The organism is Sorangium sp. So ce119 (assembly GCF_051524405.1).
Taxonomy (GTDB): domain Bacteria; phylum Myxococcota_A; class Polyangia; order Polyangiales; family Polyangiaceae; genus Sorangium; species Sorangium cellulosum_G.
Genome location: NZ_CP150310.1, coordinates 9835929 through 9859245 on the forward strand (window position 1 = coordinate 9835929; position 23317 = coordinate 9859245).

The 23317-nt window shown below is 74.6% G+C and carries 16 protein-coding genes; 8 read left to right on the top strand and 8 right to left on the bottom strand.

Annotated features, from left to right (window positions below; all coding sequences use genetic code 11):
* Nucleotides 1-54 precede the first annotated feature (54 nt).
* From WME76_RS37140 to WME76_RS37150, 3 genes are all read left to right on the top strand, one after another.
* A complete protein-coding gene (locus WME76_RS37140; protein ID WP_437956920.1) occupies nt 55-2535 on the top strand; it encodes an AAA family ATPase in 2481 nt (826 codons plus the stop codon).
* A gap of 89 nt (nt 2536-2624) precedes the next feature.
* Entirely contained in the window at nt 2625-3185 is a 561-nt protein-coding gene (locus WME76_RS37145; protein WP_437956921.1) for a hypothetical protein, read from the top strand.
* Between the two features lie 8 nt (nt 3186-3193).
* Nucleotides 3194-4108: a 3-hydroxyacyl-CoA dehydrogenase family protein gene (locus tag WME76_RS37150; protein ID WP_437956922.1), complete on the top strand. Its 915-nt coding sequence runs from the start codon at nt 3194-3196 to the stop codon at nt 4106-4108.
* 262 nt (nt 4109-4370) lie between these two features.
* Here WME76_RS37150 and WME76_RS37155 read toward each other — a convergent pair whose 3' ends face one another.
* The 5 genes from WME76_RS37155 to WME76_RS37175 form a co-directional block, all read right to left on the bottom strand.
* Nucleotides 4371-5015, bottom strand: coding sequence for a hypothetical protein (locus WME76_RS37155; protein ID WP_437956923.1), 645 nt, complete (start codon nt 5013-5015; stop codon nt 4371-4373).
* 137 nt (nt 5016-5152) lie between these two features.
* Nucleotides 5153-5977, bottom strand: a complete 825-nt coding sequence (locus WME76_RS37160; protein WP_437956924.1) for a hypothetical protein — start codon at nt 5975-5977, stop codon at nt 5153-5155.
* A complete protein-coding gene (locus WME76_RS37165; protein WP_437956925.1) occupies nt 5977-6909 on the bottom strand; it encodes an RluA family pseudouridine synthase in 933 nt (310 codons plus the stop codon). The genes WME76_RS37160 and WME76_RS37165 overlap by 1 nt, the downstream gene beginning before the upstream one ends.
* A gap of 41 nt (nt 6910-6950) precedes the next feature.
* Nucleotides 6951-9956, bottom strand: a complete 3006-nt coding sequence (locus WME76_RS37170; protein ID WP_437956926.1) for a PEP/pyruvate-binding domain-containing protein — start codon at nt 9954-9956, stop codon at nt 6951-6953.
* On the bottom strand, nt 9953-10894 hold the full coding sequence (locus WME76_RS37175; RefSeq protein ID WP_437956927.1) for an alpha/beta hydrolase: 942 nt from the start codon (nt 10892-10894) through the stop codon (nt 9953-9955). The genes WME76_RS37170 and WME76_RS37175 overlap by 4 nt, the downstream gene beginning before the upstream one ends.
* A gap of 393 nt (nt 10895-11287) precedes the next feature.
* Here WME76_RS37175 and WME76_RS37180 point away from each other — a divergent pair, with 393 nt between their 5' ends.
* Nucleotides 11288-12877, top strand: coding sequence for an amino acid permease (locus WME76_RS37180; protein WP_437956928.1), 1590 nt, complete (start codon nt 11288-11290; stop codon nt 12875-12877).
* Nucleotide 12878: 1 nt separating this feature from the next.
* Here WME76_RS37180 and WME76_RS37185 read toward each other — a convergent pair whose 3' ends face one another.
* Nucleotides 12879-14471 (bottom strand): AgmX/PglI C-terminal domain-containing protein, encoded by a 1593-nt coding sequence (locus tag WME76_RS37185; RefSeq protein ID WP_437956929.1) that lies wholly within the window; start codon nt 14469-14471, stop codon nt 12879-12881.
* Between the two features lie 536 nt (nt 14472-15007).
* Here WME76_RS37185 and WME76_RS37190 point away from each other — a divergent pair.
* The 3 genes from WME76_RS37190 (at nt 15008) to WME76_RS37200 (ending at nt 18481) form a co-directional block, all read left to right on the top strand.
* Entirely contained in the window at nt 15008-17035 is a 2028-nt protein-coding gene (locus tag WME76_RS37190) for a TonB family protein (protein WP_437956930.1), read from the top strand.
* Nucleotides 17036-17222: 187 nt separating this feature from the next.
* The gene (locus WME76_RS37195; RefSeq protein WP_437956931.1) at nt 17223-17753 is read left to right on the top strand and encodes a thioredoxin; all 531 of its coding nucleotides are present in this window, start codon (nt 17223-17225) and stop codon (nt 17751-17753) included.
* Nucleotides 17754-17848: 95 nt separating this feature from the next.
* Nucleotides 17849-18481 (top strand): AMIN-like domain-containing (lipo)protein, encoded by a 633-nt coding sequence (locus tag WME76_RS37200; RefSeq protein WP_437956932.1) that lies wholly within the window; start codon nt 17849-17851, stop codon nt 18479-18481.
* 16 nt (nt 18482-18497) lie between these two features.
* On the opposite strand, the gene WME76_RS37205 is transcribed toward WME76_RS37200, so the two are convergent.
* Complete coding sequence (locus WME76_RS37205) at nt 18498-19730, bottom strand: LysM peptidoglycan-binding domain-containing protein (protein WP_437956933.1); 1233 nt, start codon at nt 19728-19730, stop codon at nt 18498-18500.
* 96 nt (nt 19731-19826) lie between these two features.
* Nucleotides 19827-20681, bottom strand: a complete 855-nt coding sequence (gene mutM, locus WME76_RS37210) for a bifunctional DNA-formamidopyrimidine glycosylase/DNA-(apurinic or apyrimidinic site) lyase (protein WP_437956934.1) — start codon at nt 20679-20681, stop codon at nt 19827-19829.
* A gap of 73 nt (nt 20682-20754) precedes the next feature.
* Between mutM and recD2 the strand changes: the two genes are divergently transcribed.
* Nucleotides 20755-23214, top strand: a complete 2460-nt coding sequence (gene recD2 / locus WME76_RS37215) for an SF1B family DNA helicase RecD2 (RefSeq protein WP_437956935.1) — start codon at nt 20755-20757, stop codon at nt 23212-23214.
* Nucleotides 23215-23317 lie beyond the last annotated feature (103 nt).

Consider the following 23317-nt stretch of genomic DNA (forward strand, 5'->3'; position numbering starts at 1 on the left):
CAGAGCCCCCCCGCCGCGCTCGTGTCGGGAGGAGATCCCCGATACAGTTTCGACATGAATCCGCTCGTCCCGGACTTCATCCTCGAACAGGATGCCGAAGGGCAGTACGCGGGAGCGGTCGACGCCGCCGTCCTGCACGTCTCGCTCCCGGCCGTCGTCGAACTCGCCGAGCAGATGATCGCGCGTCAGGCGATCGATCCGGACGCGCTGCGCTCGCTGTTCGATCCGCTCTTCGAGGCCGTGCACCAGTCGGGCGGGTTCGTGGCGGCGTTCTCGCCGGGCGGCGGGTTCACGGCGCTCTTCCCCGATCGGCCGGGGCGCAACGTCACCCGGCACGCCCGCAGCGCGGCCCTCGCGATGCGGCGCAGCCTCCTCGAGCTCGCCGCGCGCCGCGCGCTCGGCGCCGGGGGCGCGCAGATGCCGTTCCGGATCGGGCTCGCGTGGGGCTCGGTCCACTGGACGATCGTGCGCATCGCCGAGGATCGGGCGTACTTCCTGCTCTACGGCCCCGCGCTCGAGGCCTGCCAGGCGACCGACCGCGGGGGCGACGACAGCGAGCTCCACCTCGATCGCAGCTTCCGCGAGCGGCTCCCCGCCGCCGGCGCGCGCGAGAGCGCGGTGGAGTTCGACGACGCCGATCTCCTGAGCGCGCCTCCCTCGCTGACCGTCGCGGAGACCCGGGCCGACGCGGACGCCGAGGCGTTCCTGCCGCCGGGCGCGGGCGATCTCGCGCCGGAGGGCGAGATCCGGGAGGTGACGACGGTCTCGCTCTCGCTCGACCGGGTGGCGAGCCCGACGGAGCTCATCCAGCAGCTCCACGAGATCGCGGCGATGTACGGCGCCACGTTCGCCGGCATGAACGTGACCGAGCGCGGCTACGGCGCGCTGTTCTACTTCGGCGCGCCGGTCTCGCACGAGAGCGACCACGATCGCGCCCTCGACTTCGCGCTCGAGCTGAAGAGCAACGGCCTCGGCGTGCAGCGGCTCGCGGTGGGCATCACCCGCGCGCGCTGCCTCATCGGCTTCTTCGGCGGCGCGGGCCGCCGCGAGTTCGCCTGCCTCGGCCGCGCCGTCCACCTCGCCGCGCAGATCGCGCGCAAGGCCGCGCCGTCGTCGATCTGGGCGGACGAGCGGGCGTTCCTCGCGGGCGAGGCGAGCCACCAGTGGTCGACCGAGAACATCTTCCGGTTCGACGGGTTCGACCTGCCGATCCTCGTCTACTCGCTCGAGCGGCGGCGCATCGCCGTGCAGGAGGAGTTCTACGACCTCGGCCCCATCGGCCGCGAGGCCGAGCTCGAGCGGCTCACGCGCGCGCTCGAGCCGATCTTCGCCGGGCGCTCCGCGGGGGTCGTGTACATCCTCGGCGAGGCGGGCATCGGCAAGAGCTACCTCGTGCACAGCTACCGCCACCAGCGCGCGCAGCTCATGGACATGCGCCCGCTCCTCTGGATCGAGGCCCGCTGCGACCAGACGCTGAAGACGCCGCTCTACGCGTTCGAGTTCGCGCTGAAGGAGTACCTCGGGATCTCCTCGGAGATCGGCCAGCACGCGAAGCAGGCCGGGCTCGATCTCGCGCTCCAGCTCCTCCTCGAGCGGCTGCCCGAGAGCTGGACCGAGGTGCGGTCGGGGATCGACCGGTCGCGCGAGGCGCTCGCGCGGCTGCTCCGGCTGCGGAGCGAGGAGCCGGCGACGCCGGAGGCCGAGGCCGAGCGGCGCGAGGAGGCGCTCGCCGCGCTCTCGGCGCTGCTCGTCGCGGAGAGCTCGCTCCAGCCGGTGGTGGTGCACCTCGACGACGCGCAGTGGGCCGACCCGACGTCGCTCGAGGTGGTGCGCGCGATCACGGCCGCGTGCCGGGATCTGCCGCTCGCGGTGATCTGCTCGGCGCGGCCGCCGGCGCCCGGAGGTGACGAGGGCGCGGTGCGCATCCCGCTCGACGACGGCATCCCGTCGCAGGTGATCGAGCTCGCGCCGCTGCCGAAGGAGCGGCTGCTCGCGCTCGCGGAGCCGTTCTTCGGCGGCCCGCTCCCGACGATGCTCGAGTCGCTGCTCGGCCAGACCGCGGGCGGCAACCCGTTCTTCGCGCAGGAGATCCTCGCGTACTGGCTGGAGGACGGCCGGTACGGGTCGACCCACGAGGGCGCGCGCTCGAGCCGGTTCATGCCGCCGCGCACCGTGAACAGCCTGCTCGTCGCCCGGCTCGAGCGGCTCGAGCCGCGGACGCGGCAGACGGTCGTCTCCGCGGCGGTGCTGGGGCGCGAGTTCGACACGCGCGTGCTCGCGCGGATGATCCCGGACGCGTCGGTGCTCGTGGATCACCTGCGCTTCGGGGAGGCGCAGCGGATCTGGTCGCGGATGGGAGAGCACCGCTTCGAGTTCTGCACGGTGCTGATCCGCGACGCCGCGTACGGGATGCAGCCGAAGCCGGCGGCCGAGCGGCAGCACCGCCTCGCGGCCGAGGCGCTCGAGGCCGTCTACGGCGACGACCTCGAGGATCAGCGCGCGGCGCTCGACAGCCACCGGAAGCTCGCGGGCTGAGCGCGCCCGGCCGCGGGGCCGGGCCGCTCGCGCGGCGGGGCGTGGTACCCCCTCGACGCCGCTGTGGAAGTGCGGCAACTGTCGCGCGCATGAGCACGGCCCATCAAGAAACTCACGCGGCCGCGGCGCACGACGCGAGCGACCACCACGGCTTCGACGGCGAGCCCGCCCGCGCGCTGCCGGCCGACGAGCCGCCCACCCCGAACTGGGTCCCTGCGCTGGGGCTCGCGATCTTCGTTGTCGCGGGCGTCACGTTCCTCGCGATGGGCAGCGGCGACGACGCCGCCGGGAGCGGGCAGGCCGCGCCGGCCGACGCGCGTCCGGCGGCCGCGGCGGACGCCCGCCCTGCGGGCGCGGCCGGCGCGCGTCCGGCGGCCGCGGACGGCGCCCGCCCGGCGGCTCAGGGTGACCAGCCCTCCGGGCGCCGGCTGGCGCAGCCTGGCGCGCGCCCCGCCGCGCCCACCGGGCCCACCGCGGGCGCGGCCGCGGAGACCCTGCGCGCGGCCGAGGCCCTGGGCGCCCCCGCCGCGCCCGGCTCGGCGAACCTGCGCAAGCTGACGCCCGAGGAGGTGGAGCGGGTGCGCAAGCAGATGCAGGAGGCGCGGCAGAAGAGCGGCGCGCAGCAGCCGCCGGCCGCGCCGAAGAAGTGAGCGAGCCGGTGGAGGTCTCCGCCGGCGCCCGCGTGCGCGCGGTGCTCGTGCTCGGCGCGGGCACGATGGGCCAGGGGATCGCGCAGGTCACGGCGGTCGCCGGCTACGTGACGCGCCTCCACGACGTCGACGCGGCGCGGATCGGCGCTGCGATCGAGGACATCAAGCGCGCGACCGATCGCCTCGTGCAGAAGGGCAAGATGCTCAACGAGGCGCGCAGCGAGATGATCGGGATGCTGGTCGCGTCGCCGGATCTCGAGCGCGCGGCGGCGGACGTCGATCTCGTGATCGAGGCGGTGCCCGAGCGGATGGACCTGAAGGTCGAGGTGCTCGGCCGGGTGAAGGCGGCGGCGCCGGAGCGGGCGCTGTTCGGCTCGAACACGTCGAGCCTGAGCATCACGGAGCTCGGCCGCCGGCTCGGGGCGGGCGCGCGCACGGTGGGCCTGCACTTCTTCAACCCGCCGCCGGTGATGGAGCTGCTCGAGGTGGTGCGGGGCCTGGAGACCCACGAGGCGACGGTGACGGCGGCGCTCTCGGTGGCGAGGCGCCTCGGCAAGACGCCGATCGTGGTGAACGACACGCCCGGCTTCGCGACGAGCCGGCTCGGGGTGGCGCTCGGCGCGGAGGCGATGCGGATGCTGGAGGCCGGGGTGGCGTCGGCGGTCGACATCGATCGCGCGATGGAGCTCGGGTACCGGCACCCGATGGGGCCGCTCAAGCTGACGGACCTCGTGGGGCTCGACGTGCGGCTCGCGATCCTGGAGCACCTGCACCGGGAGGTCGGGGAGCAGTTCAGGCCGCCGGTGATCCTGCGGCAGATGGTGAGGGCGGGGAGGCTCGGGAAGAAGACCGGGGAGGGGTTCTACCGGTGGACCGAGTCGGGGGCCCAACCCAGCGAGGGCGACGGCTGGCGTAGGGGGTAGAGAGCGCTCTGCACGCGCGCGGGGGCCCGCCGAACTCGCGCGGGCCCGTGCTTGCCCCTCGCTGCGCGAGGGACAAGCACGGGCAAGAGGCGCTCAGACATCGGCCCGTCCCCGCGCGCGTGCAGAGCGCTCTCTACCCCCTACGCCAGCTCCTGAAGAAAGGGGGGCCGTCAAGGAGGCAGCGGGCATCAGCGGGCAGCGGGAGAGTCGACGACCGAGGAGGCCCGCGGTTCAGGGCGCGATCGCGCTCCGGCACACGCCGCTAGCGGTTCAGCTTGTCCTTCTTGGCGTTCTCTTCGGCCTCTTTCTGACGCTCGGCCTCGCGCTGGACGATGCGCTCCTTGACCGCGGCGTAGTCCTTCTCGTCCTTCACCCGCCGGTCGATCTGCTTCTGACGCTCCGTCACGGTCGCCGGGTAGCCCCCCGCCTTGGGGTTGCTGGTCAGGAACGCGCCGTAAGCGCCCCACGCATCCCGCGCCCCCTGCCAGTTCTTCTGACGCTCGCGCAGATCCGCGAGGCAGAAGAGCACCTTGGCGTGCAGCGCGTCCGTGCCCTTCTTGCCGAGCGCCGTCGTCCAGGCCGCCTCGGCCTCCGCCTGGTTGCCCGACTCGAGCATCGCCTCGCCGAGACGGTAGAAGCCGAGCATCTTCGTGGGATCCAGCTTGATCGCCTCCTGGAAAGCCGCGATCGCGCCGGGGATGTCGCGCGCCACGAACGACCCCTGACCCTTCAGGATCTGCTCCGTGTACGGGCTGATGCCGCTCCGCCCCTCGGGATCCTTCGGCGACGTGGCCGCAGCAGCAGGCGGCGCCGCGGAGTCCGTAGCCGTCTGCTGGGCAGCGGCCGGCACCGCAACGGCGACAGCGAAAGCGAACGAGGCGATGACAGCAAGCGAGCGGTCCTGCATGCCCACCAAGGTACCGCAGCCACGCCTCGATGGGGAAACCTTGCTGCACAGGCCGACAACGCCAGGCAACCCTGACGGGCCCCGTCGCCGTGGCCGTCGACCCCGGCGCGGCGTGGCGCGGCACGCTGCGCGGCGAGCTACTTTCGCCGCGGCCTGAACGGGTCCGACGGCACCCCAGCGTCCGGCGGCCGCCCCGCATCCACCGGCGGCCAGCCCGCATCGGGCACCCCAGCGTCGTCCGGCGGCCAACCCCCGTCCGGACGCCCCGCGTCCACCGGCGGCCAACCCCCGTCCGGCTGCCCCGCATCCACCGGCGGCCAGCCCGCATCCGGACGCCCCGCGTCCACCGGCAGCCTGCCACCATCCACCGGCACGCCGCCGTCCACCGGCAGCCTGCCACCATCCGGCAGCACGCCGCCGTCGAGCGCCGCCGCACCCTGCGCGTCCAGCGACACCAGCCGGCCGTCCGGCCCCGGAGGCCACAGGAAACGCTGCTCCGCGCCCGTCTTCCGATCGACAAGCTTGGCCCAGCTCGCGCGCGGGTTGTCCGCCATCTGCACGCGCAGCCGCGTCGTCACGCCCTCGTCGAACGTCGGCCGGCGGAACAGGACGTCCGGCTGCCGCTCGGGCGCGTCACCCGTCAGCGGCACGTCGAACCGGACCCGGTCGAGCAGCTCCTGGCCGACGTAGAGCTCGATCGCGAAACGGCCCATCACGCGCGCCGTCGACACGGCCCTGTCGAGCTTCACCGGGCGCACCCCCGCGATCGAGCCCCTGCCCCTCGCGTACTGCACCTCGAAGACCCACTGCCTGTCGCTCGGACGCACCGCCGGGTCCGGCGCATACCCGGCGCGGGACGGCGGAGCGCCAGGCTCGGCGACCGCGACCACGCCAGCAGCGGCGAGCGCGAGGCCAGCGAGGGTCGCCAGGGCAACACGAACGAGAGGACGAGGCGAGGTCATCAGGTACCGGAAGGAGCCCCGAGCAGCAGAGCCGCCTCGGGCGTCGCAGACAGCACCTCTTCCCACGCGGAGCCGTCGCCGTCGAGCGCCGTCCAGAGATCCCGCAGCTCGTCAGGGACAGGGGCCAGCGCCGTGCGCTCGTCGCCGCGCTCGTCCGGCACCGTGACGCGCAAGGCGTGCAGCGCGATGCGCGGCAGCGCAAGCACGCGGCCCCGCGCCGTGGTCACGGACCGCGCACCGCCATGATCGCGATCGCCGAGGAGCGGCGCGCCCGCATGCGCGGCGTGCACCCGGAGCTGATGCATGCGGCCCGTCACCGGATCTAGTCGGAGCAGCGTGGCCACGGCCGATCCGCCGCCGGCCCAGGCGACCGCCCGGTACCGCGTCGCCGCGTCCCGCGCCCCGGCGCCGCCCACCGCCGGCAGGCTGCGCCCGCCCCGCGCCCTCGCCGCGCCGATGGGCGCATCCCACGTGCCCGCCCCCTCGACGCGCCCCGCCGCGACGCCGACGTACACCCGCGCGACGCGCCCCGCCTCGCGCACCGCCGCGAGGTGGCGCTGGCCCCGCACGCCCGTCGCGCACAGCACCGCGCCGCTCACGCCGACGTCGAGCCGCGAGGCCGCGTGCGGCGGCGCGCGCAGGCCGAGCAGCTCCGCGACCTCCGTGACCAGCGACCGCGTGCCGCGGCGCTCCGGCGTCGTCGGCAGCGCCGCCGGCTTCGACGCGACGAGGATCTCCCCCCAGCGCGCCAGCACCTCGACCGGCGGCCCGCCCGGCGCATCGCGCCGCGCCGGCCACACGGCGAGCTCGTCGCCGACCGCCACCGCGTCGTCAGGCCGCGCGCGCCGCGCGTTCAGGAAGGCGCGCCCCTCCGCCGCCGCGCCCGCAAACCCGCGCGACGCCCCGCCCATGCGCTCGAGGACGTCGGCCACCGTGGGGCCATCCGCCGGCCCGACGCGCCAGCGCGCCGCGGTCATCCGGCCGGCGCGGCGAGCGGCGCCGCGCCCTCGCCGACGGCGCCGCCCAGCGACGGCGGCGCGCCGCCCAGCGACGGCGGCGCGGCGCGCTCGTCCAGGCGCTCGACCACGCCGCGATCGCCGTCGATCCGCAGCCGATCGCCCGTCTTGATCGCCAGCGTCACGCCGGGGACGTTCACCACGGCAGGGATGCCGTACTCGCGCGCGACGATCGAGGCGTGCGACATGGGGCCGCCGAGCTCGGTCACGACCGCGGCGGCCACCAGGAACAGCGGCGAGAGGCCGATGTCCGTCGTCCGCGCGACGAGCACCTCGCCCGGCTCGACAGCGTCGAGCGCCGACGTGCCAGGATCGAGCACGCGCGCCCGACCCTCGACGACCCCGGGGCTCGCGGGCAGCCCGAGGAGGCGGACCCCGGGCGCCGGCGGCAGCACGACCGGCGGCGGCCGGCCGATGAACGTGGGCGGCGGATCGGGGCGCGCGGCGTCGCGCAGGTGCTCGGCGCGGCGCAGCCGGACGACGTGGCCCACGTCGGCGCGGCCGCTGGAGAGCGCCGTCGCGAGCTCCTCGTAGGTGCAGAAGAAGACGCTCCCGGGCAGCAGCGAGGGCTCGATGCGCCGGAGCCGCCGGTCGATGTCGAGCGCCACCTTCCGCAGCATGCCGAGCACCCGCGTCACCCAGGTGCGCATGCGCTCGCGCAGGCGCACGTAGCGCTGCGCGCGGCCGACGAGCGCGCGGAGCAGCGCGAGCTCCACCCGCGGCAGGCGCGTCTCGAGCATCGCCATCTCCCGGTCGGCGAGCGCGCGCGCCCGCGCCAGCGCGCGCTCCGGATCGCCGGGCGCGCCGCGCAGCGACGCCATCAGCATCGCGATGACCGGCGACGGGTCCTCCCGCCAGCGCGGCGTCGCGAGCTCCGCCTCGCGCACGGCGCGATCGCCGTACGCGTCGAGGAAGCGCGCGAGCGCGTCGCGCGCCGGGCCCTCGGGCAGATCGCGCGGCCACCTCACCTCGCCGGCGAGGAGCCGCTCGCGCGCGACCCGATCCAGCATGACGAGCTCGGCCACCCGGGCGAGCTCGATGCCAGGCCCCGCGCTGTCGAGCTCGCGCACGCCGCCCGCGAGCACCTGCGCCAGGTGCTCGATGTTCGTCTCCGCGCGGCCGGCCGGCTCGTCGAGCGGCGCCTCCCCGGAGGCCGAGCGCGCGGACGCGCGGCGGCGCGTGACCCGCTCGAGCGCCTTGCAGAGCGCGAGGTGGCTCGCGAGCGACGCCGACGCGCAGTGCAGCATCAGCGTGCCGGTCCGCTCGAGCAGCAGGAAGACGCTCCGCAGCGTCGTGCCGATCGCGTCGTCCGGAAGCAGCGTCATGTCGAGCTCGGAGAGCGCGCGCTGCGCCCACTGCGCCTCGCCCTCGTACGCCGCCACCTCGCGCTCGAGCCGCGCCTGCCGGAGGAGGAGCCGCGGGCCGGTGAGCGGCAGCCGCGCGTAGAAGCGGCGCCGCGAGACGCCCGCGCTCTGCTCGCCGAGCCGCGCGATGAGCTGCTCGCTCGCCCCGCCGCTCATGCCGAGCAGCGCCCGCGGCGAGAGCCCCGGGACCTGCGCCGCGATCTGCATGAAGGCGGTGAGGTTCAGGTAGAAGCGCCCGTAGACGTTCGTCACGAGGCGCGCGCCGCGCGGGACGCGGCAGCCGAGCGCGGCGAACGCCTCGCGGAAGCCCCGATCGGAGAACGCCCGGGCCACCGACCAGGTGAGCGGCGTCGCCGCCCCCGGCAGCGCCTCGCTCACGTTGGCGCGCGACCAGATCGTGTCGGGGCCGCCCCCCTCGGGGAAGCCGCCGCCGCTCACCGGACGCACCTGGAGCAGCCAGACGCGCCGCTCGGCCGGCGGCGGCGCGCCGGCGGGCGCGGCGCCGTCCGGCGGCTCGGGCGCCTCCGGCTCCGGCGGGCGGCCGGGGTCGCCGCCCTCGACCGCGAACTCCACGTCGAACGGGCCCTTGCCGCCCTGCTCGAGCCGCGCGGCGAGCTCGGCGAGCTGCTGCAGCGCGGCCTCGTCGAGCGCCGGGCGCTCGGCGCGCTCCTCGGGCACCGGGACCTCCTCGATCCCCGCCAGGCCCACGACGAGCGCGCGCCGCTTCTGCGCCACGGCCGACGCGACGACCCGGCCGCCGTCGCGCGCGATCCGGATGGTGTCGGCCGCCACGGCGCCGTCGACGACCGGGGCGCCGAGCCCGAGCGTGACGTTCACGAGCCGCTCGCCCGCGCGCCAGTGCTCGCCCTCGAGCCCCGGCGGCGGCGCGGTGAAGAGCACGCCCGCGGCCTCGGCGCGCACCATGACCTGCAGGACCACCCCCATCGCGAGGTCGCGGACGCCCGTGTGCGCGAGGTAGGCGAGCGCGCGCGGCAGGAAGGCGCTCGCCCAGACCTGCCGGATCGCCGCGTCGAGCTCGGCCTCGCCGCGCGCGCCGAGCACGGTGGTGGCGAGCCCCGCCATCGACGTCTCGTCGCTGTCCTCGCACGTGGCGCTCGATCGCACGGCGAGCCCCCAGGGCGCGTCGGGCTCGACGGCCTGCCAGAGCGCCCGCAGCGCCGTCGAGAGCGCCTCGGGCAGCGGCTCGCTCAGGATGCGGTCGCGCGCCCGGGCGGCCCGGTCGACGCCCGCCTTCGTGCCCGAGAGCCGGATCAGCGTCGCGAGGTCGTGCCCCGGCGGGAGCTGCCGGTCGACGAGCTCCGTGAAGCACCGCGCGTCGAGGACCCAGCCGCGCGGCACCGGGAGGCCGTCGCGGAGCAGGCGCCCGAGCGACGCCGCCTTGCCGCCGACGCGCTTCGCGCTCGTGTGGCGGCGCTGGCCGGCGCTCTCGAGCGGCTTCAGCCACTCGCGCACGGAGGGCGGGTCGGTCGCGCTGTCGGCGCGGGCGATGCGTGTCGGGTCGGCCACGTCGTTGCCGAGGAAGTAACACGGTTCGGCGGCCTGGTCAGGGGCTTGTGACGCCAGGACCGGCCCGGTCACGGCGGGCTCAACCCGCGCAGGACGCGCTCGTGCCAGAGCACCATTTCCACGCCGCCGGGCCCGCGATTCCAGGCGTAGTCGTGCGGTCCGGGCACAATGAGCAGCTCGTGGGCGACGCCGTCCTGGCGCAGCCGATCGCTGATCGCCTGGATGGCGGGCAGGAAGGGGTCGGCCTCGCTCGACACGAGCCGCAGCGCGACCTTGCGGCGCTCCATGGCCCGTCGCGCGAGCATCGAGAACATCTCCGCCTCGCCCGCCCGCACCGCGGGCTGCAGGGCGCCGACCGCGCCGAAGACGTCGGGGTGCGACAGGCCGACGAGCAGCGCGAGGCGGCCGCCGAGGCTCACGCCGTCGATGCCGGTCGCCTCCCGGGCGGCCTGGCAGCCGCCCTCGGCGCGCGCCCGCGGCAGGAGCCGCTCGACGACGAACCGCCCGAAGCCCGCGGCCCCCTCGACGGAGCGATCGCGGAGGTCGGGCGTGAACGGCGTCGCGATCGACATCCCGCGGTAGGGGTGGGCGCCGAGCGAGGCGTTGAGCTGCGCGAGCCGCTCGCGCGTCGCCATGTGCCCGAGATCTTCCGGCTCGAGCGGCGGCGCGCGGAGCCGCTCGAGCGTCGCGTCGAGGCCGTAGTCATCGCGCCACCCGCGCGCGCCGACCTCGACGCCCCGCACCGCCTCGCCGCGCCCGTGCAGGGCCACGAGCAGCGGCAGCGCCGCCGCGCCTCCGGGCGCGAGGAGCAGCGCGCGCTGCGGGCCCTCGTCGCCGGCCGGCTCGAACGCGAGGTCCTTCCAGCCTGAAGGGGCCGCTCCGGACGACGCGGGCGCCGGGGCCGGCTCCGGCGGCGAGCTGCTGCTGCGACGGCACGAGGTCGAGGCGAGCGCGGCGAGGCCGAGGAGCGCGCGCCTTCGCGAGAGCGGGGGGAGCTTCGTGGCGGCCATCGGCGGCGAGGGTAGCAGCGAGGGGTGCCGGCGGCGGCGCGCGGGCTGGTCCTGTATCCCGCTCGCGACAGGCAGGTTTCGACGGCCGTCCACGCCGCCGCCGTGCGCGCGGCGAACTCCAGCGCAGCGGGCTGATCGTGAGAACAACCGCCAAGACGCCAGGAGCGCCAGGAGCGCCAGGAGAGAGGAGATTCTCTCTCGCCCTTGGCGCCCTTGGAGGTTCAAATCTCTCGTCCTGTCGCCCTATGCAGTACCACGTGCCCCCATGTAGGCTCGCGTTGCACGGGCGAGATCCCCGGGAGGGGCGCTCATCGGCGATGACGCCGATCCTGACGGGGCCTTGACGGGCTCCGTCGGTCCCGAGCTCCAGACCCGTGATGAAAGGGATCGCTCATGAGCCGTGAGACGAAGGGGGACGTCGGGCCGCTCGCCGGCGACCGGCCGCGCAGCGTGGAGGGCGTGATCGCCGAGGACGTGAAGACGCTCCACAGCATGGGCTACGCGCAGGAGCTCCTGCGCCGGATGGGGGGCTTCTCCAATTTCGCGATCTCGTTCTCGATCATCTGCATCATCGCGGGCGGCATCACCTCGTTCCAGATGGGCCTTTGCAGCATCGGCGGGGCCGGGATCGGCATCGGCTGGCCTGTCTGCAGCGCGCTCTCGCTCTGCACCGCGCTCACGATGGGCCAGGTCGCGTCCGCGTTCCCGACCGCGGGCGGCCTGTACCACTGGGCCTCGATCCTCGGCGGCCGGGGCTTCGGCTGGGCCACCGCGTGGTTCAACCTGATCGGCCTCGTCACCGTCCTCGCGGCCATCAACGTCGGCGCCTACCTGTTCATCATGAGCTCGCTCGGCCCGCTGTTCGGCGTCGACATCGCGACCATGGCGCCGGATCAGGCCCTCTGGACGCAGATCGTCGGGGTCACGCTCATCACCGGGACACAGGCGCTCTTCAACCACCTCGGGATCCGCGTCACCACCCTGCTCACCGACTTCAGCGGATACCTCATCCTCGTCGTCTCGGTGGTCCTCACGCTCGCCATGCTCTTCCACGCGCCCCACATCGATCTCGGGCGGCTCGTCACGTTCACGAACTACAGCGGTCCGAAGGGCGGCGACGTGTGGCCGAAGACGGACAGCATGACGATGCTGTTCCTCCTGAGCTTCCTCCTGCCCGCGTACACGATCACCGGCTACGACGCGTCGGCGCACACGTCGGAGGAGACGATCGGCGCGGCGCAGACGGTCCCGCGGGGCATCGTCCGGGCGGTGCTCGTCTCCGGCGTCTTCGGGTGGCTCATGCTGAGCGCGATCGTGCTCGCGATCCCGGACATGGACGAGGCCGCGTCGAAGGGCGGCGGCGTCTTCTTCTGGATCATGGAGAGCGTCATCCCGGAGAGGCTCCGGATCGCGCTCTACGCCGGCATCTCGATCGCCCAGTACCTCTGCGGGCTGGCGACGGTGACGTCCGCCTCGCGCATGACCTTCGCGTTCGCCCGCGACGGGGGCCTCCCGCTCTCGGAGCAGCTCCGCAAGGTGAGCCCGAGGTTCCGCACCCCGGCCACCGCCATCTGGGTCGTCAGCGGGTTGACGATCGCCTTCACGGTGTACACGCCGGTCTACTCGACGATCACGGCCGTCTGCGTGATCTTCCTCTACATCTCCTATGTCATGCCCACGATCATGGGCGTGCGCGCCTACGGCCGCACCTGGGTGACGATGGGGCCGTGGGACCTCGGCCCCCTCTACCGGCCGCTCGCGATCATCAGCGTCCTCGCGTGCCTGATGCTGATCGTGGTGAGCGTCCAGCCGCCGAACGACAAGGCCCTTGTCATCATGCTCATCGTGTTCGCGCTGACGGCCATCATCTGGTTCGCGCTGGAGCGCCGCCGCTTCCAGGGTCCGCCGCAAGGGGTGATGATCCAGCAGCGAGAGCGGGAGATCGCCGAGGCCGAGCGCGCCGTCGGCCAGGTCAGTGGGTGAGTCAGCCGCCGGAGGGGCTGAAGAGGAGGGGATAGGTGACGGTCACGATGCCCGCGTCCGGCGGCGGGAACGACAGCCCGTAGAACGAGCGCACCACGCAGGCGACCACGCCGGCGTCCGGCAGATCGGAGCCGCCGTTCTGCACGCTGGAGACCGCGCCGTCGCGGCCGATCGTGAAGCCGACCGACACGCGCCCGGCCAGGCTCGGGCTGTTGCGCAGCCCGTTCTCGTAGCAGAGCCGGAACCGGCCGAAGTTCTGCCGCACGATCCGCTGGATGACCTCGGGCGGGATCCGGCCCGACACCGAGGGCGACCCGACCCGCATGCGCGGCGCGTCCGGCTTGTGACCGCGGGCGCCGGCGAAGCGCGACGCGCCGTGGCCAGGGCCGAAGCCCTGCCCGTCGCCGAGCCCGTTGCCGTGGCCGATGGTGCCGAGGGGCCCCATCCCGATGCCGGTGAAGCGCCCGCCGCCGGCCTCGCCGACGCCGAGGAGCCCGAGGCCGCCCACGCCTGCCGACTCGTCGATCGTCTCGCCCCACAGGTTGGCGATCACGCTCCGCGCGCCGTTCCCGAGCGAGTCCACGCCGCCCCAGGGCGCCGAGAGCGCGTTCGGATCGCCGCCGAGGCCCGCCTGGAGCACGCCGATCATGCCGAAGCGCGCCGCATCGTCGAGCGCCTGCGCCCGCGAGATCCGCACGTCGAGGTTGTCCTTCGGCCCCTCGATGTCGAAGCGCCCGTTCGTCTTCCGGCTCGTCGCGCTCCCGGCCTTGCCCGACTCGCCGATCGCGGCCGCGCCCGTGCCGCCTTCCGTCTCGTTCGGGCGGCTCGCCTCCGCGCTCTCGTGCGCCTCGGGAAGCTCCCGCTCGGCGGTCGCCGCGAGCGCCTGCGCCAGGAGGTACGCCTGCTCCGCGCTGACGCCGCCGTCGTCGGCCATGGCCAGCGGCGGCATGAACGCGGCCATGGCCGAGAGCAGGCCGACGTGGATCAGCGTCGAGAGCGCGGTGAACGGCAGGCTCCGGCGGTCGAGGCTCACCTTGCCCGCCACGCGGCGGCCCGCCCTGCCCACCGCGACCTCGACCCCGAAGTCGCCGAGATCGAGCTTCGCCCGGCCGCCGAGCGGCAGCGCGATCTGCCGCGCGCCGTCGAGCGCCGCGCACGGCACGGCGCGGCCCGACGCGATCGCCTGCGCGACCGTCATCGTGCAGCTCCCGAGCTCGATCATGCCCGTGGCGCCCGGCGGGATCACGGCGCTCACCTCGCCGCCGTCTCCGACGAGCACGAGCGGCGCCCTCACCGCGCCGAGCCGCGCCGCGGGTACGAAGAAGTCGCACCCGCCCTCGGCGCCGTCCTGCTCCCCGACGTGAAAGGCGCGCGGCGGCGTCAGGTGCGCCATGTGAAGCAGGCTGTCCCCCCACCGGATGACCACCTCGACGGACAGCGCCTCGGTCTCGCACTCGTCCGCGGGCACCTCGGGCGCGCTCTTGACCAGCGCGTAGGTATACGAGCCCTCCGGCGCGTCCGCGGGCACCTCGGCATCGCAGGCCGGAGCCGGGCTGAAGGGCAGATTACCAAGAAACGGGTTCGACGATGCCATGCTCGGAGCCACCTTGAACGTGTCCATCGGAGACAGCCCTTTCCTGCCCGCGCGCGCGGCGTGAGCCGCGCAGCGAGCGGTCTGAATGGAGCGAGCCCGCGAGAGCCCGCCAGAGCGGCGCTCCCGGCGCGCGCGCGGCGAGCTTCACCGCGCTCTGCGTGCGCCGCGGAGCACCGCGTTCACGCCCGAGATCGACAGCGGCCCCTGCCCCAGGTTCCGGACCCGCAACGCAATTTTCAGCGGCGACCTCGCGCCTCGGCCGTTGAATAAAATCCAGACCGCCGGTCCGCGCGTCCGGACGGCGGCGCGCCGCGGAGTCGCCACGAAACCGGAGCGCAACCTTCCGGTGCTCTCCGGTTCACCGTCACGCACCGGCCGAGACGTCGACCAGAAAACCCCCTTCATCGCACCATGGTATCGGGCGCGACACACCGACGGTCGACCCGGAACCGCAGGGACGATCGGGGCTCACGCAACCAGAATGACACGGGCGTTGGGGTAGCCGGACGCTCGTCCTCGTGCGTATGATGAACGCCATGGGTGCGGCCAGGAGCAGCGGTCAAGACCCGCTCATCGGCGCGACGATCGCGGGTCGATATCGGATCATCTCGCTCATCGCCCGCGGGGGTATGGGCAAGGTCTACAGGGCAGAGCAGTTCGCGCTCGGTCGGATCTGCGCCCTCAAGCTCCTCGTCCCGGATGAGCGGCGCGAGCAAGATCCGGAGTTCTTCCGGCGCTTCTCGCGCGAGGCCGCGACCGCGGCGAGGCTCACCCACCCGAACTCGGTCACCGTCTTCGATTACGGCAAGGACGATCCGCGCGGGATCTATTTCATCGCCATGGAGTACATCGCCGGGCGCACGCTCCACCGCGTGCTCCACGACGAGGGCCCGTTCCCCGAGGCGCGCGCCAGCCGGATCGCGCGGCAGATCTGCCGCGCGCTGGCGGAGGCGCACGGGCTCGGGCTCGTGCACCGGGACCTCAAGCCGAGCAATGTGCTCCTCGTCGACCAGGGGGACGAGAAGGATTTCGTCAAGGTGCTCGACTTCGGCCTCGTGAAGGACGTCTCGGGGCAGCTCGACGATCTGACGCAGAAGGGCCTGTTCATCGGCTCTCCCCGGTACACCGCGCCGGAGCAGGCGCTGGGCAACGAGCTCTCGCCGCGCGCAGACATCTACTCGCTCGGCGTGCTGCTCTACGAGATGCTCTGCGGCAAGGCGCCGTTCGACAAGAAGGTGCCGACGGCGACGCTGATGGCCCACGTCAGCGAGCCGCCGCCGCCGCTCGCGCGCGCCTCCGGCGACGCGCCGGGCGCGCCCGTGTCGCCGGGGATGGAGGCGATCGTGATGCGGTGTCTCGAGAAGAGCCCGGACAGGCGCTTCCAGTCGATGAAGGAGTGCCTCCTCGCGCTGAAGGGCGCGGCGGGCGAGCCGGTCGACGTCGCGCGGGCCTCGACGCCGGACCGCGTGCCCGTGTCGCAACCCGGCGGCGCGCTGCCGTCCGCGCCGTCGGGCTCGGGGCCGCTCATCTCGGAGATCTCGCCGCCGCCGGCCGACTCGGGCGCGTCGCCTCGCTCGATCCAGCTCGACTCGCTGTCTCCTCCCCAGGTCTCCCCGACGTTCAGCGGCTCTGTCGCGCCGCCCCGACACCGGCCGCTGTCTCTCTATCTCGTGGCGCCGATCGCGGCGCTCGTCGGCGGCGGCCTCGTGATGGCGATCGGCGGGCACGCGCGCGGGCCGCAGGCCGCGAGCACCCCGGCGGCCGTCCAGTCCGTCTTCGTGCCGATCGCCGTCCCCGCCGAGGCCTCGGCGGACAGAGCGCCCGGCGCGGCGGCCGGCTTCAGGATCGTGCGGATCGAGAGCGCGCCGCCCGGCGCGCGCGTGTCCGACCGCGGGACGGAGGTGTGCCTGGCGACGCCGTGCCGGCTCGTCCTGGAGGGCGCCGGGACCCGGGCCGAGTACCGACTCCGGCTCACCAGGCCCGGTTACAAGCCGGCCGTGCTGGTCGTGCGCCCCGAGGACGAGACCGCCTCGGCCGATCTCGAGGCGCTGGCCGCGGCGCCGGCGCCTCCCCCGCCGCCAGTCTTGCAGGTCGCGGCGAGCGCGCTCCCGGAGGCGGCTCCCTACGACGAGGCGCTGCGCGAGGAGGGCGCCGCGGCCGAGCCCGCTGCGACCGAGGCCGGCGCCGCCCAGCCCAGCGCGGCCGCCCTGCCGGCGGCTCCAGAGGCCGTGCCCGCCGCGGTGCCGGCCGCGCCGGCACCGATGGCGACCGCCCCCGAGATCCTGCGCTTCCAGGACGGGATGACGCGCCCCGTGCCGATCGAGGCGCCCGCGGTGGTCTACACGCGGGAAGCGCGGCAGGCCCGCGTCGAGGGGACGGTCCTCGCGCGGTGCGTGGTGACGACGGCCGGGAATCTCACCGGTTGCCGCATCGTCAAGGGTGTCCCCCACATGAACGGCGCGGTCCTCTCGGCGCTCGCGGCGAGCCGCTACAGGCCGGTCACGTACCAGGGACGGCCCGTCAACGTCGACTACGTGTTCTCGATCAAGCTCGTGCTGCCCTGACGCCAGTCCCACGCCGTCAGGGCTCATCCCTGGTTCATGAGAAAAGGAACCACAGAGGCACAGAGGGCACAGAGGGGAGAAGAGAGAATAAAAAACTCTCTCTTCCCTCTGTGCCCTCTGTGTCCTCTGTGGTTCAAATTCTTCCCCATCACAGGGCGAGCATGACGGTGGCCGGGAGGAAGACGACATGAGCGGTCATGGCCGAAACCGGGCGGCGCGAGCCGGGCTGATCCTCTGTTTTGCGGCGCTCCTCGGCTGCTCGCGGGAAGAGACCTCCCAGCCAGGCGCAGGGAGCGGCGCCGCGCGCCCGGCTGCGCTCAAAGCCGAGGTCGTGCCGGCGCCGGAGGGCGGCGAGATCCCCGCGCTGGTGCAGGATGCGCGGGACCGCGCCCGGCGGGAGGGGCGCGAGCTCGTCGTGTACGTGGGCGCGTCGTGGTGCGAGCCGTGCACGAGGTTCCACGACGCCGTGAAGGCGGGCCAGCTCGACGTGAGCTTCCCGGCGCTGCGCCTGCTCGAGTTCGACCTCGATCGCGACCGCGACCGGCTCGCCGAGGCCGGCTATGCGTCCGAGATGATCCCGCTCTTCGTCGTGCCGGGCGCGGACGGCCGGGGAACGCCCCTCCGCGTCGAGGGGTCGGTGAAGGGCGACCGCGCTGTCGACGAGATCGTCCCCCGGCTCGAGGCGATCCTGGCCCGGGCGCGCGCGGCGGCGCGGTGATCCGCGGAGCGCGCGCCGCCCGCGCCGGTGACCGCGTGCGCGCCGCCCGCGTCGCGGTGGACGGGCGGCGGCGGCGGAGCCATGGATGGACCTCCATGAGGACCGCGAACCTGCTGCTCGCAGCCGCGCTCGTGACGCTCGCCGCGGGTTGCCGCGGCGGCGGCAGCGAGCCTGCTCAGCCCGTCCCGCACGTCACGCCGATCGACACGCGCCCCCCCACCGATCCGGCAGCGGACGACGAGCCGCCCACGCCGCGGCCCCCGAAGGAGGCTGACCCCACGAGCACGGACACGTTCGAGGGCACCGCGGGCGCCACCGACAAGCCGCGCGCCGGCGCGAAGGTCGCGGTCCTGCGCGACGTGCGCGCGGCCCGGCACGAGCACTACGACCGCATCGTGTTCGAGTTCGAGGGGGACACGGTGCCGGGCTACCACATCGACTACATCGACAAGCCGGTGCGGCAGTGCGGCTCGGGCGAGGCCACGGAGATCGCCGGCGACGGGTGGCTCGCCGTGCGCATGACCCCCGCCGCGGCGCACACGGAGGCGGGGAAGGCCACGATCCCGTTCCGCGAGCGGAAGCTCGCGCTCGGCGTGGCCGTGGAGCTCGAGCGCACGTGCGACTTCGAGGCCGAGGTGACCTGGGTGCTCGGGGTCTCGTCGCCGAACCGGTACCGCGTCCTCGAGCTGACGAAGCCGGCGCGGCTCGTCGTCGACGTGAAGCACTGAGGCCGCGCGCGCCGGCTCAGCCGCCCAGCGCGGGCCCGGGCTCGTCGTGGCGCGCCGGCGCGGACGCGTCCGCCGCCCGCGGCGGCGGCAGCCGGCGCGGCGGCACCGTGACGTGCTTCGGCGGGGCGGCGGGGCCGCCGGACGGCCGCGGGATGTTGTAGACGCGCTTCGCCTGGATCGCCGTGGATCGCAGGCCGTTGGCCCGCTTGATCGCCTCCACGGTGGTGCCGTATCGCCGCGCCAGCGAGCCCAGGGTCTGCCCCTTCTTCGCGGTGTGGCGCACGTACTGCGCCGTCGGCCTGATCGCCCCGCGCTTCACGAGCATGGGGTACGCGCGCACGGCCGACTCCTGCGCGATCGGGCTGTAGAACCTGATGTGGATGTGGTTCGCGTGCCCCCGGGCGTGACGGATCAGCGGCCGCGGCTTCCTCGATCCGAACTGGAAGACGTCGTCGAGCCAGTCCCTGTCCTCCCCGATCTTCAGCGCGTGCTCCTTGAGCAGCTTCTGCACGCTGGTGTCGATGAGGATGAGCTCCACGTCGGTCTCGGTGATCAGCGCCCGGACGAAGGCCCAGGTGCGCTCCCGGTCGAGGTTCGCCGCCGTGGCCCGCTGGTACCAGCGGTGCCGCGCGTCGAGGAAGTAGCTGATGTCGACGTCGCGCCCGGCCTGGTGGCTCTTGTGCGGCGAGAGGCGGCCGCCGTCCCGCGCGCTGATGTGCCCGATGTAGAGCTTCGGGCTCCCCGGGAACTGCCGGTGCACCTCCGCGATCGCCCGGTCGAGCGCGTCGACCGTCTCGCGCGTCCCCCAGGCGTGGCCCGGGTCGACGAGCTCCCACCGGTCGCTCTCGGGCATCCGGAGGCCGTTGAACAGCGCGCCCGCGTTGGTGGCGCCCACCGACATCGGCCCGAGCGCCGCCGGGTCCTTCGACAGCAGCTCCTCGATCTGCGCGTCGGTCATGGCCGCGAGCGGCGAGCGCGCCGGCGTGCCGGTGCCCGGCTCCGCCGGCAGCTCGAGGTCGTCGTCGACCTCCCCGCCGTCCTCGTCCACCTCGTCGTCGTGGTCGTGGTCGTGGGCGGCCGCGAGCGCGGCGTGGTCCGCCGCTGTCCCGGGCGCGGCCCCTTGCGTGCCCGCGCCGTGCTCCGCCGAGGCGGCGGCGACGACGCGCTGCAGGCTGTCCTTCGACCGCGCCGCCTCCGGCGATCTCCCGGCGCAGCCCGCGATGCCGAGGGCGCAGAGGACGGAAACCAAGGTGCTGCGGCCCATCGCGGCGCCACTATACCGGCACGAGGAAGACACGCCAACCGCGGCCCGGCGGTCGCACAGCGCCCTTCACGCGACGCGTGTTCAGCGCCCGGGCGCCTTGCGCGGCCGCGCGCGGCTGCGCTCGGGCTGGCACCGGGCGCAGAAGGCGCTGGAGCGCCCGCCGATCGCGCGCGTCTCCAGCGCCGCGCCGCAGCGAGGGCACGGCTCGCCGGCGCGCGCGTAGACCTGGAACGGGTTCGGCGCCGCGCCGGACTCGGACAGGTACGCGATCTCCCCGGCGCCGATCGCCGTGATCGTGTGCGCGAGCGAGGCCTCGATGCCCGCGGCGATGGCGACCACCTCCTCGCGCGACAGGGAGCGGCCCGGCCGTGCCGGGTGCACGCCAGCCCGGAAGAGCGCCTCGGTCGCCTGGATGTTGCCGAGGCCGGCGATCACCGCCTGGTCCATCAGGATCACCTTCACGGCGCGCGCGCTCGCCCTGGCGCGCTCCAGCAGGGCGTCCACGTCGATCCCGTCGCGCAGCGGATCGGCGCCGAGCGCGGCGATCTCGGGGATCTCGCGCGGCGAGACGCCGCGCAGGACGGCGAGCCGGCCGAGGAGCCGCGGGTCGTTGTAGTGGAGCACGCTCCCCGAGGTGAGCCGCAGCCGCGCGCGGCTGTGCCCCGGCGCGGGCTCGCCCGGCGCGCGGCGCACCCACTTGCCCGACATCCCGAGGTGGCTGAGCAGCACCACGCCCCCCTCGAGCTCCAGGACGAGGTACTTGCCGAAGCGCGTGACGCGCTCGAGCGCGCGGCCCGGGAGCTCGCGCTCGAAAGCGTCGCGGCTCGATCGGCGGAACACGCGGGTCGGATCGCCCTCGGCGGACACGATCCGGTCGCCCGCGAGGAAGCGGCGCAGCGAGGCGGCGGCGTGCTCGACCTCCGGGAGCTCCGGCACCCGCGAGGACTATCACGCGCCGCGGCGCACGAGGGCGTTGCCGCCGGCTGGGCGGCGGCTACATGCTGCCCTCGTGCAAGGGTTCCAGCGGAGCGGCCGCCCCGATCCGGCAGCCCAGGGGGCGGCCGCGACGGCGCGCCGTCCGGGGCCGGCCGCGGCGCCCGACGGCGCGCGCCCGCACGAGCGCGGCGAGCGACCGGCCGGGGCCGGTGAGCGACCGGCCGCGGCGGGTGAGCGGCAGCCGGGCGGCGGGGGCCAGCAGAAGCTCTTCTCGGCCAGGGAGGTGGCGGGCGACGGGTCCGCGACGGTCGAGGGAGAGGTCGTCCGCGTCACCTACGAGAGCGAGTCGAGCGGCTTCCGGGTGCTGCGGGTGGAGGTCACCCCGGGCGCCGCGCCGGAGGTCTGGGTCGGGGTGTTCCCGCCGGTCGGCCCGGGCACGCGCGTGCGCGCGACGGGGCGCTACCAGCGCGATCCGAAGCACGGCGAGCAGCTCAAGGTCGAGACCCTGCTGCCGATCGCCCCCGCCACGCTGGACGGGCTCGAGCGCTACCTCGGCTCCGGCATGGTGCAGGGCATCGGCCCCGCGTACGCGAAGCGGATCGTCGAGGCGTTCGGCGCCGAGACGCTCGAGATCCTCGACCGGTCGCCGGAGCGGCTCGCCGAGGTCCCCGGGCTCGGCCAGCGGCGGGCGCAGGCCGTCGCGAAGGCGTGGGCGGCGCAGCGGGCGATCGGGGCCATCATGATCTTCCTCCAGGCGCACGGCGCGTCCCCGGCGCTGGCGAGCCGCATCTACAAGCGGTTCGGCCCCCACGCGATCGACATCGTCTCCCGCTCCCCGTACCGGCTCGCGCTCGACGTGTGGGGCATCGGCTTCAAGACCGCCGACCGGATCGCGCGCTCGATCGGCGTCCGGGCCGACTCGCCGGAGCGGGCGCAGGCGGGCGTGCTGCAAACGCTGGTCGACCTGTCGACGCGCGGGCACACGCTCGCGGAGCGGCCGGAGCTCGCGGAGCTCGCCGCGACGATGCTCGAGCGCGACGCCGCCGAGGTCGACAGCGCGATCGACGCGCTCGTGGCGAGCGGCCACGTCCGCGTCGAGGCGCTGTCGACCGGCGAGGTCGCCGTCTACCCGAAGGACCTCTACGAGGCCGAGGTGCGGCTCGCGCGCCGGATGCGCTCCCTGCTGGGGGGCGACGAGGACGACGCGGCGAGCGACGCGCGCCTCGCGGAGGGCGTCGACGCGGCCATCGCGGCGTTCGAGGAGAAGACGAAGGTCTCGCTGGCGGCCGCGCAGCGCGCCGCGGTGGAGCAGGCCGCGCGGAACAAGGTGCTGGTCATCACCGGCGGTCCCGGCGTGGGCAAGACGACGATCGTCCGGGCGATCCTGGCGCTGTTCGATCGCGCCCGGCTCCCGGTGCGGCTCGCCGCGCCGACGGGGCGCGCGGCCAAGCGGATGAGCGAGGCGACCGGGCGCGAGGCCGTCACCCTCCACCGGCTGCTCGAGTTCGACCCGAAGCAGCGCAAGTTCGGGCGCCAGCGGGGCCGGCCGATCGAGGCGGCGGCGATCGTGGTCGACGAGGCGTCGATGCTCGACCTGGCGCTCGCCGACGCGCTCCTGCAGGCCACGGCGGACGCGGCGCGGCTCGTCCTGGTGGGCGACGTCGACCAGCTCCCGTCGGTCGGCCCCGGCGCGGTGCTGCGGGACGTGATCGCCTCCGGCGAGGTGCCCACGGTGCGCCTCACGCAGATCTTCCGGCAGGCCGAGGGCAGCCTCATCGTCCGCAACGCGCACCGCATCCACGACGGCGAGCCGCCGGAGGGCGCGCGCGGCCCCGGCGGCGAGTTCTACGTGATCGAGCGGACCGAGGCCGAGGCCGCGGCGGAGCTGATCCTGCACCTCGTCACGGAGCGCATCGCCAAGGGGTTCGGGCTGGACGCGCGGCGGGACGTGCAGGTCCTCACCCCGATGCACAAGGGCGAGGCCGGCGCGATCGCCCTGAACGCGCGGCTCCAGGCGGCGCTGAACCCCGAGGGCCCGAGCGTCACGCGAGGCGCGCGCACGCTGCGGCTCGGCGACAAGGTGATGCAGCTCCGCAACGACTACGACCGCGAGGTCTACAACGGCGACGTCGGGTTCATCACGGAAGTGAACGCCGAAGAGCGGAAGCTCCAGGTCCGCTTCGACGATCGCGAGGTCGACTACGAAGAGGGGGAGATCGACGAGCTGACGCTCGCTTACGCGACGAGCATCCACAAGAGCCAGGGGAGCGAGTATCCGGCCGTGATCGTGCCGATCCTCACCCAGCATTTCGTCATGCTGTCGCGGAACCTCATCTACACGGCGGTGACCCGGGGCAAGCGGCTCGTGGTGCTCGTCGCCGATCCGCGGGCCGTGTCGCTGGCGCTGGCGGAGACGCGCAAGGAGGAGCGCCGCACCCACCTCGCGGAGCGGTTGCGCAGCGCGGCGCCGGCGCGCTCCGGGCCGGCGCTCGAGCCCAAGCCGGCTCTCGCCGCCGGGCCGCGACTCGACTAGGACGTCGGCCGAGAGGGCGAGCGACATGAGCGTCCGTGACGGCGACAGCGACCACGACAACGATCACTCGAGCGAGCGCGAGACGCGCGAACCGGCCAGGGCG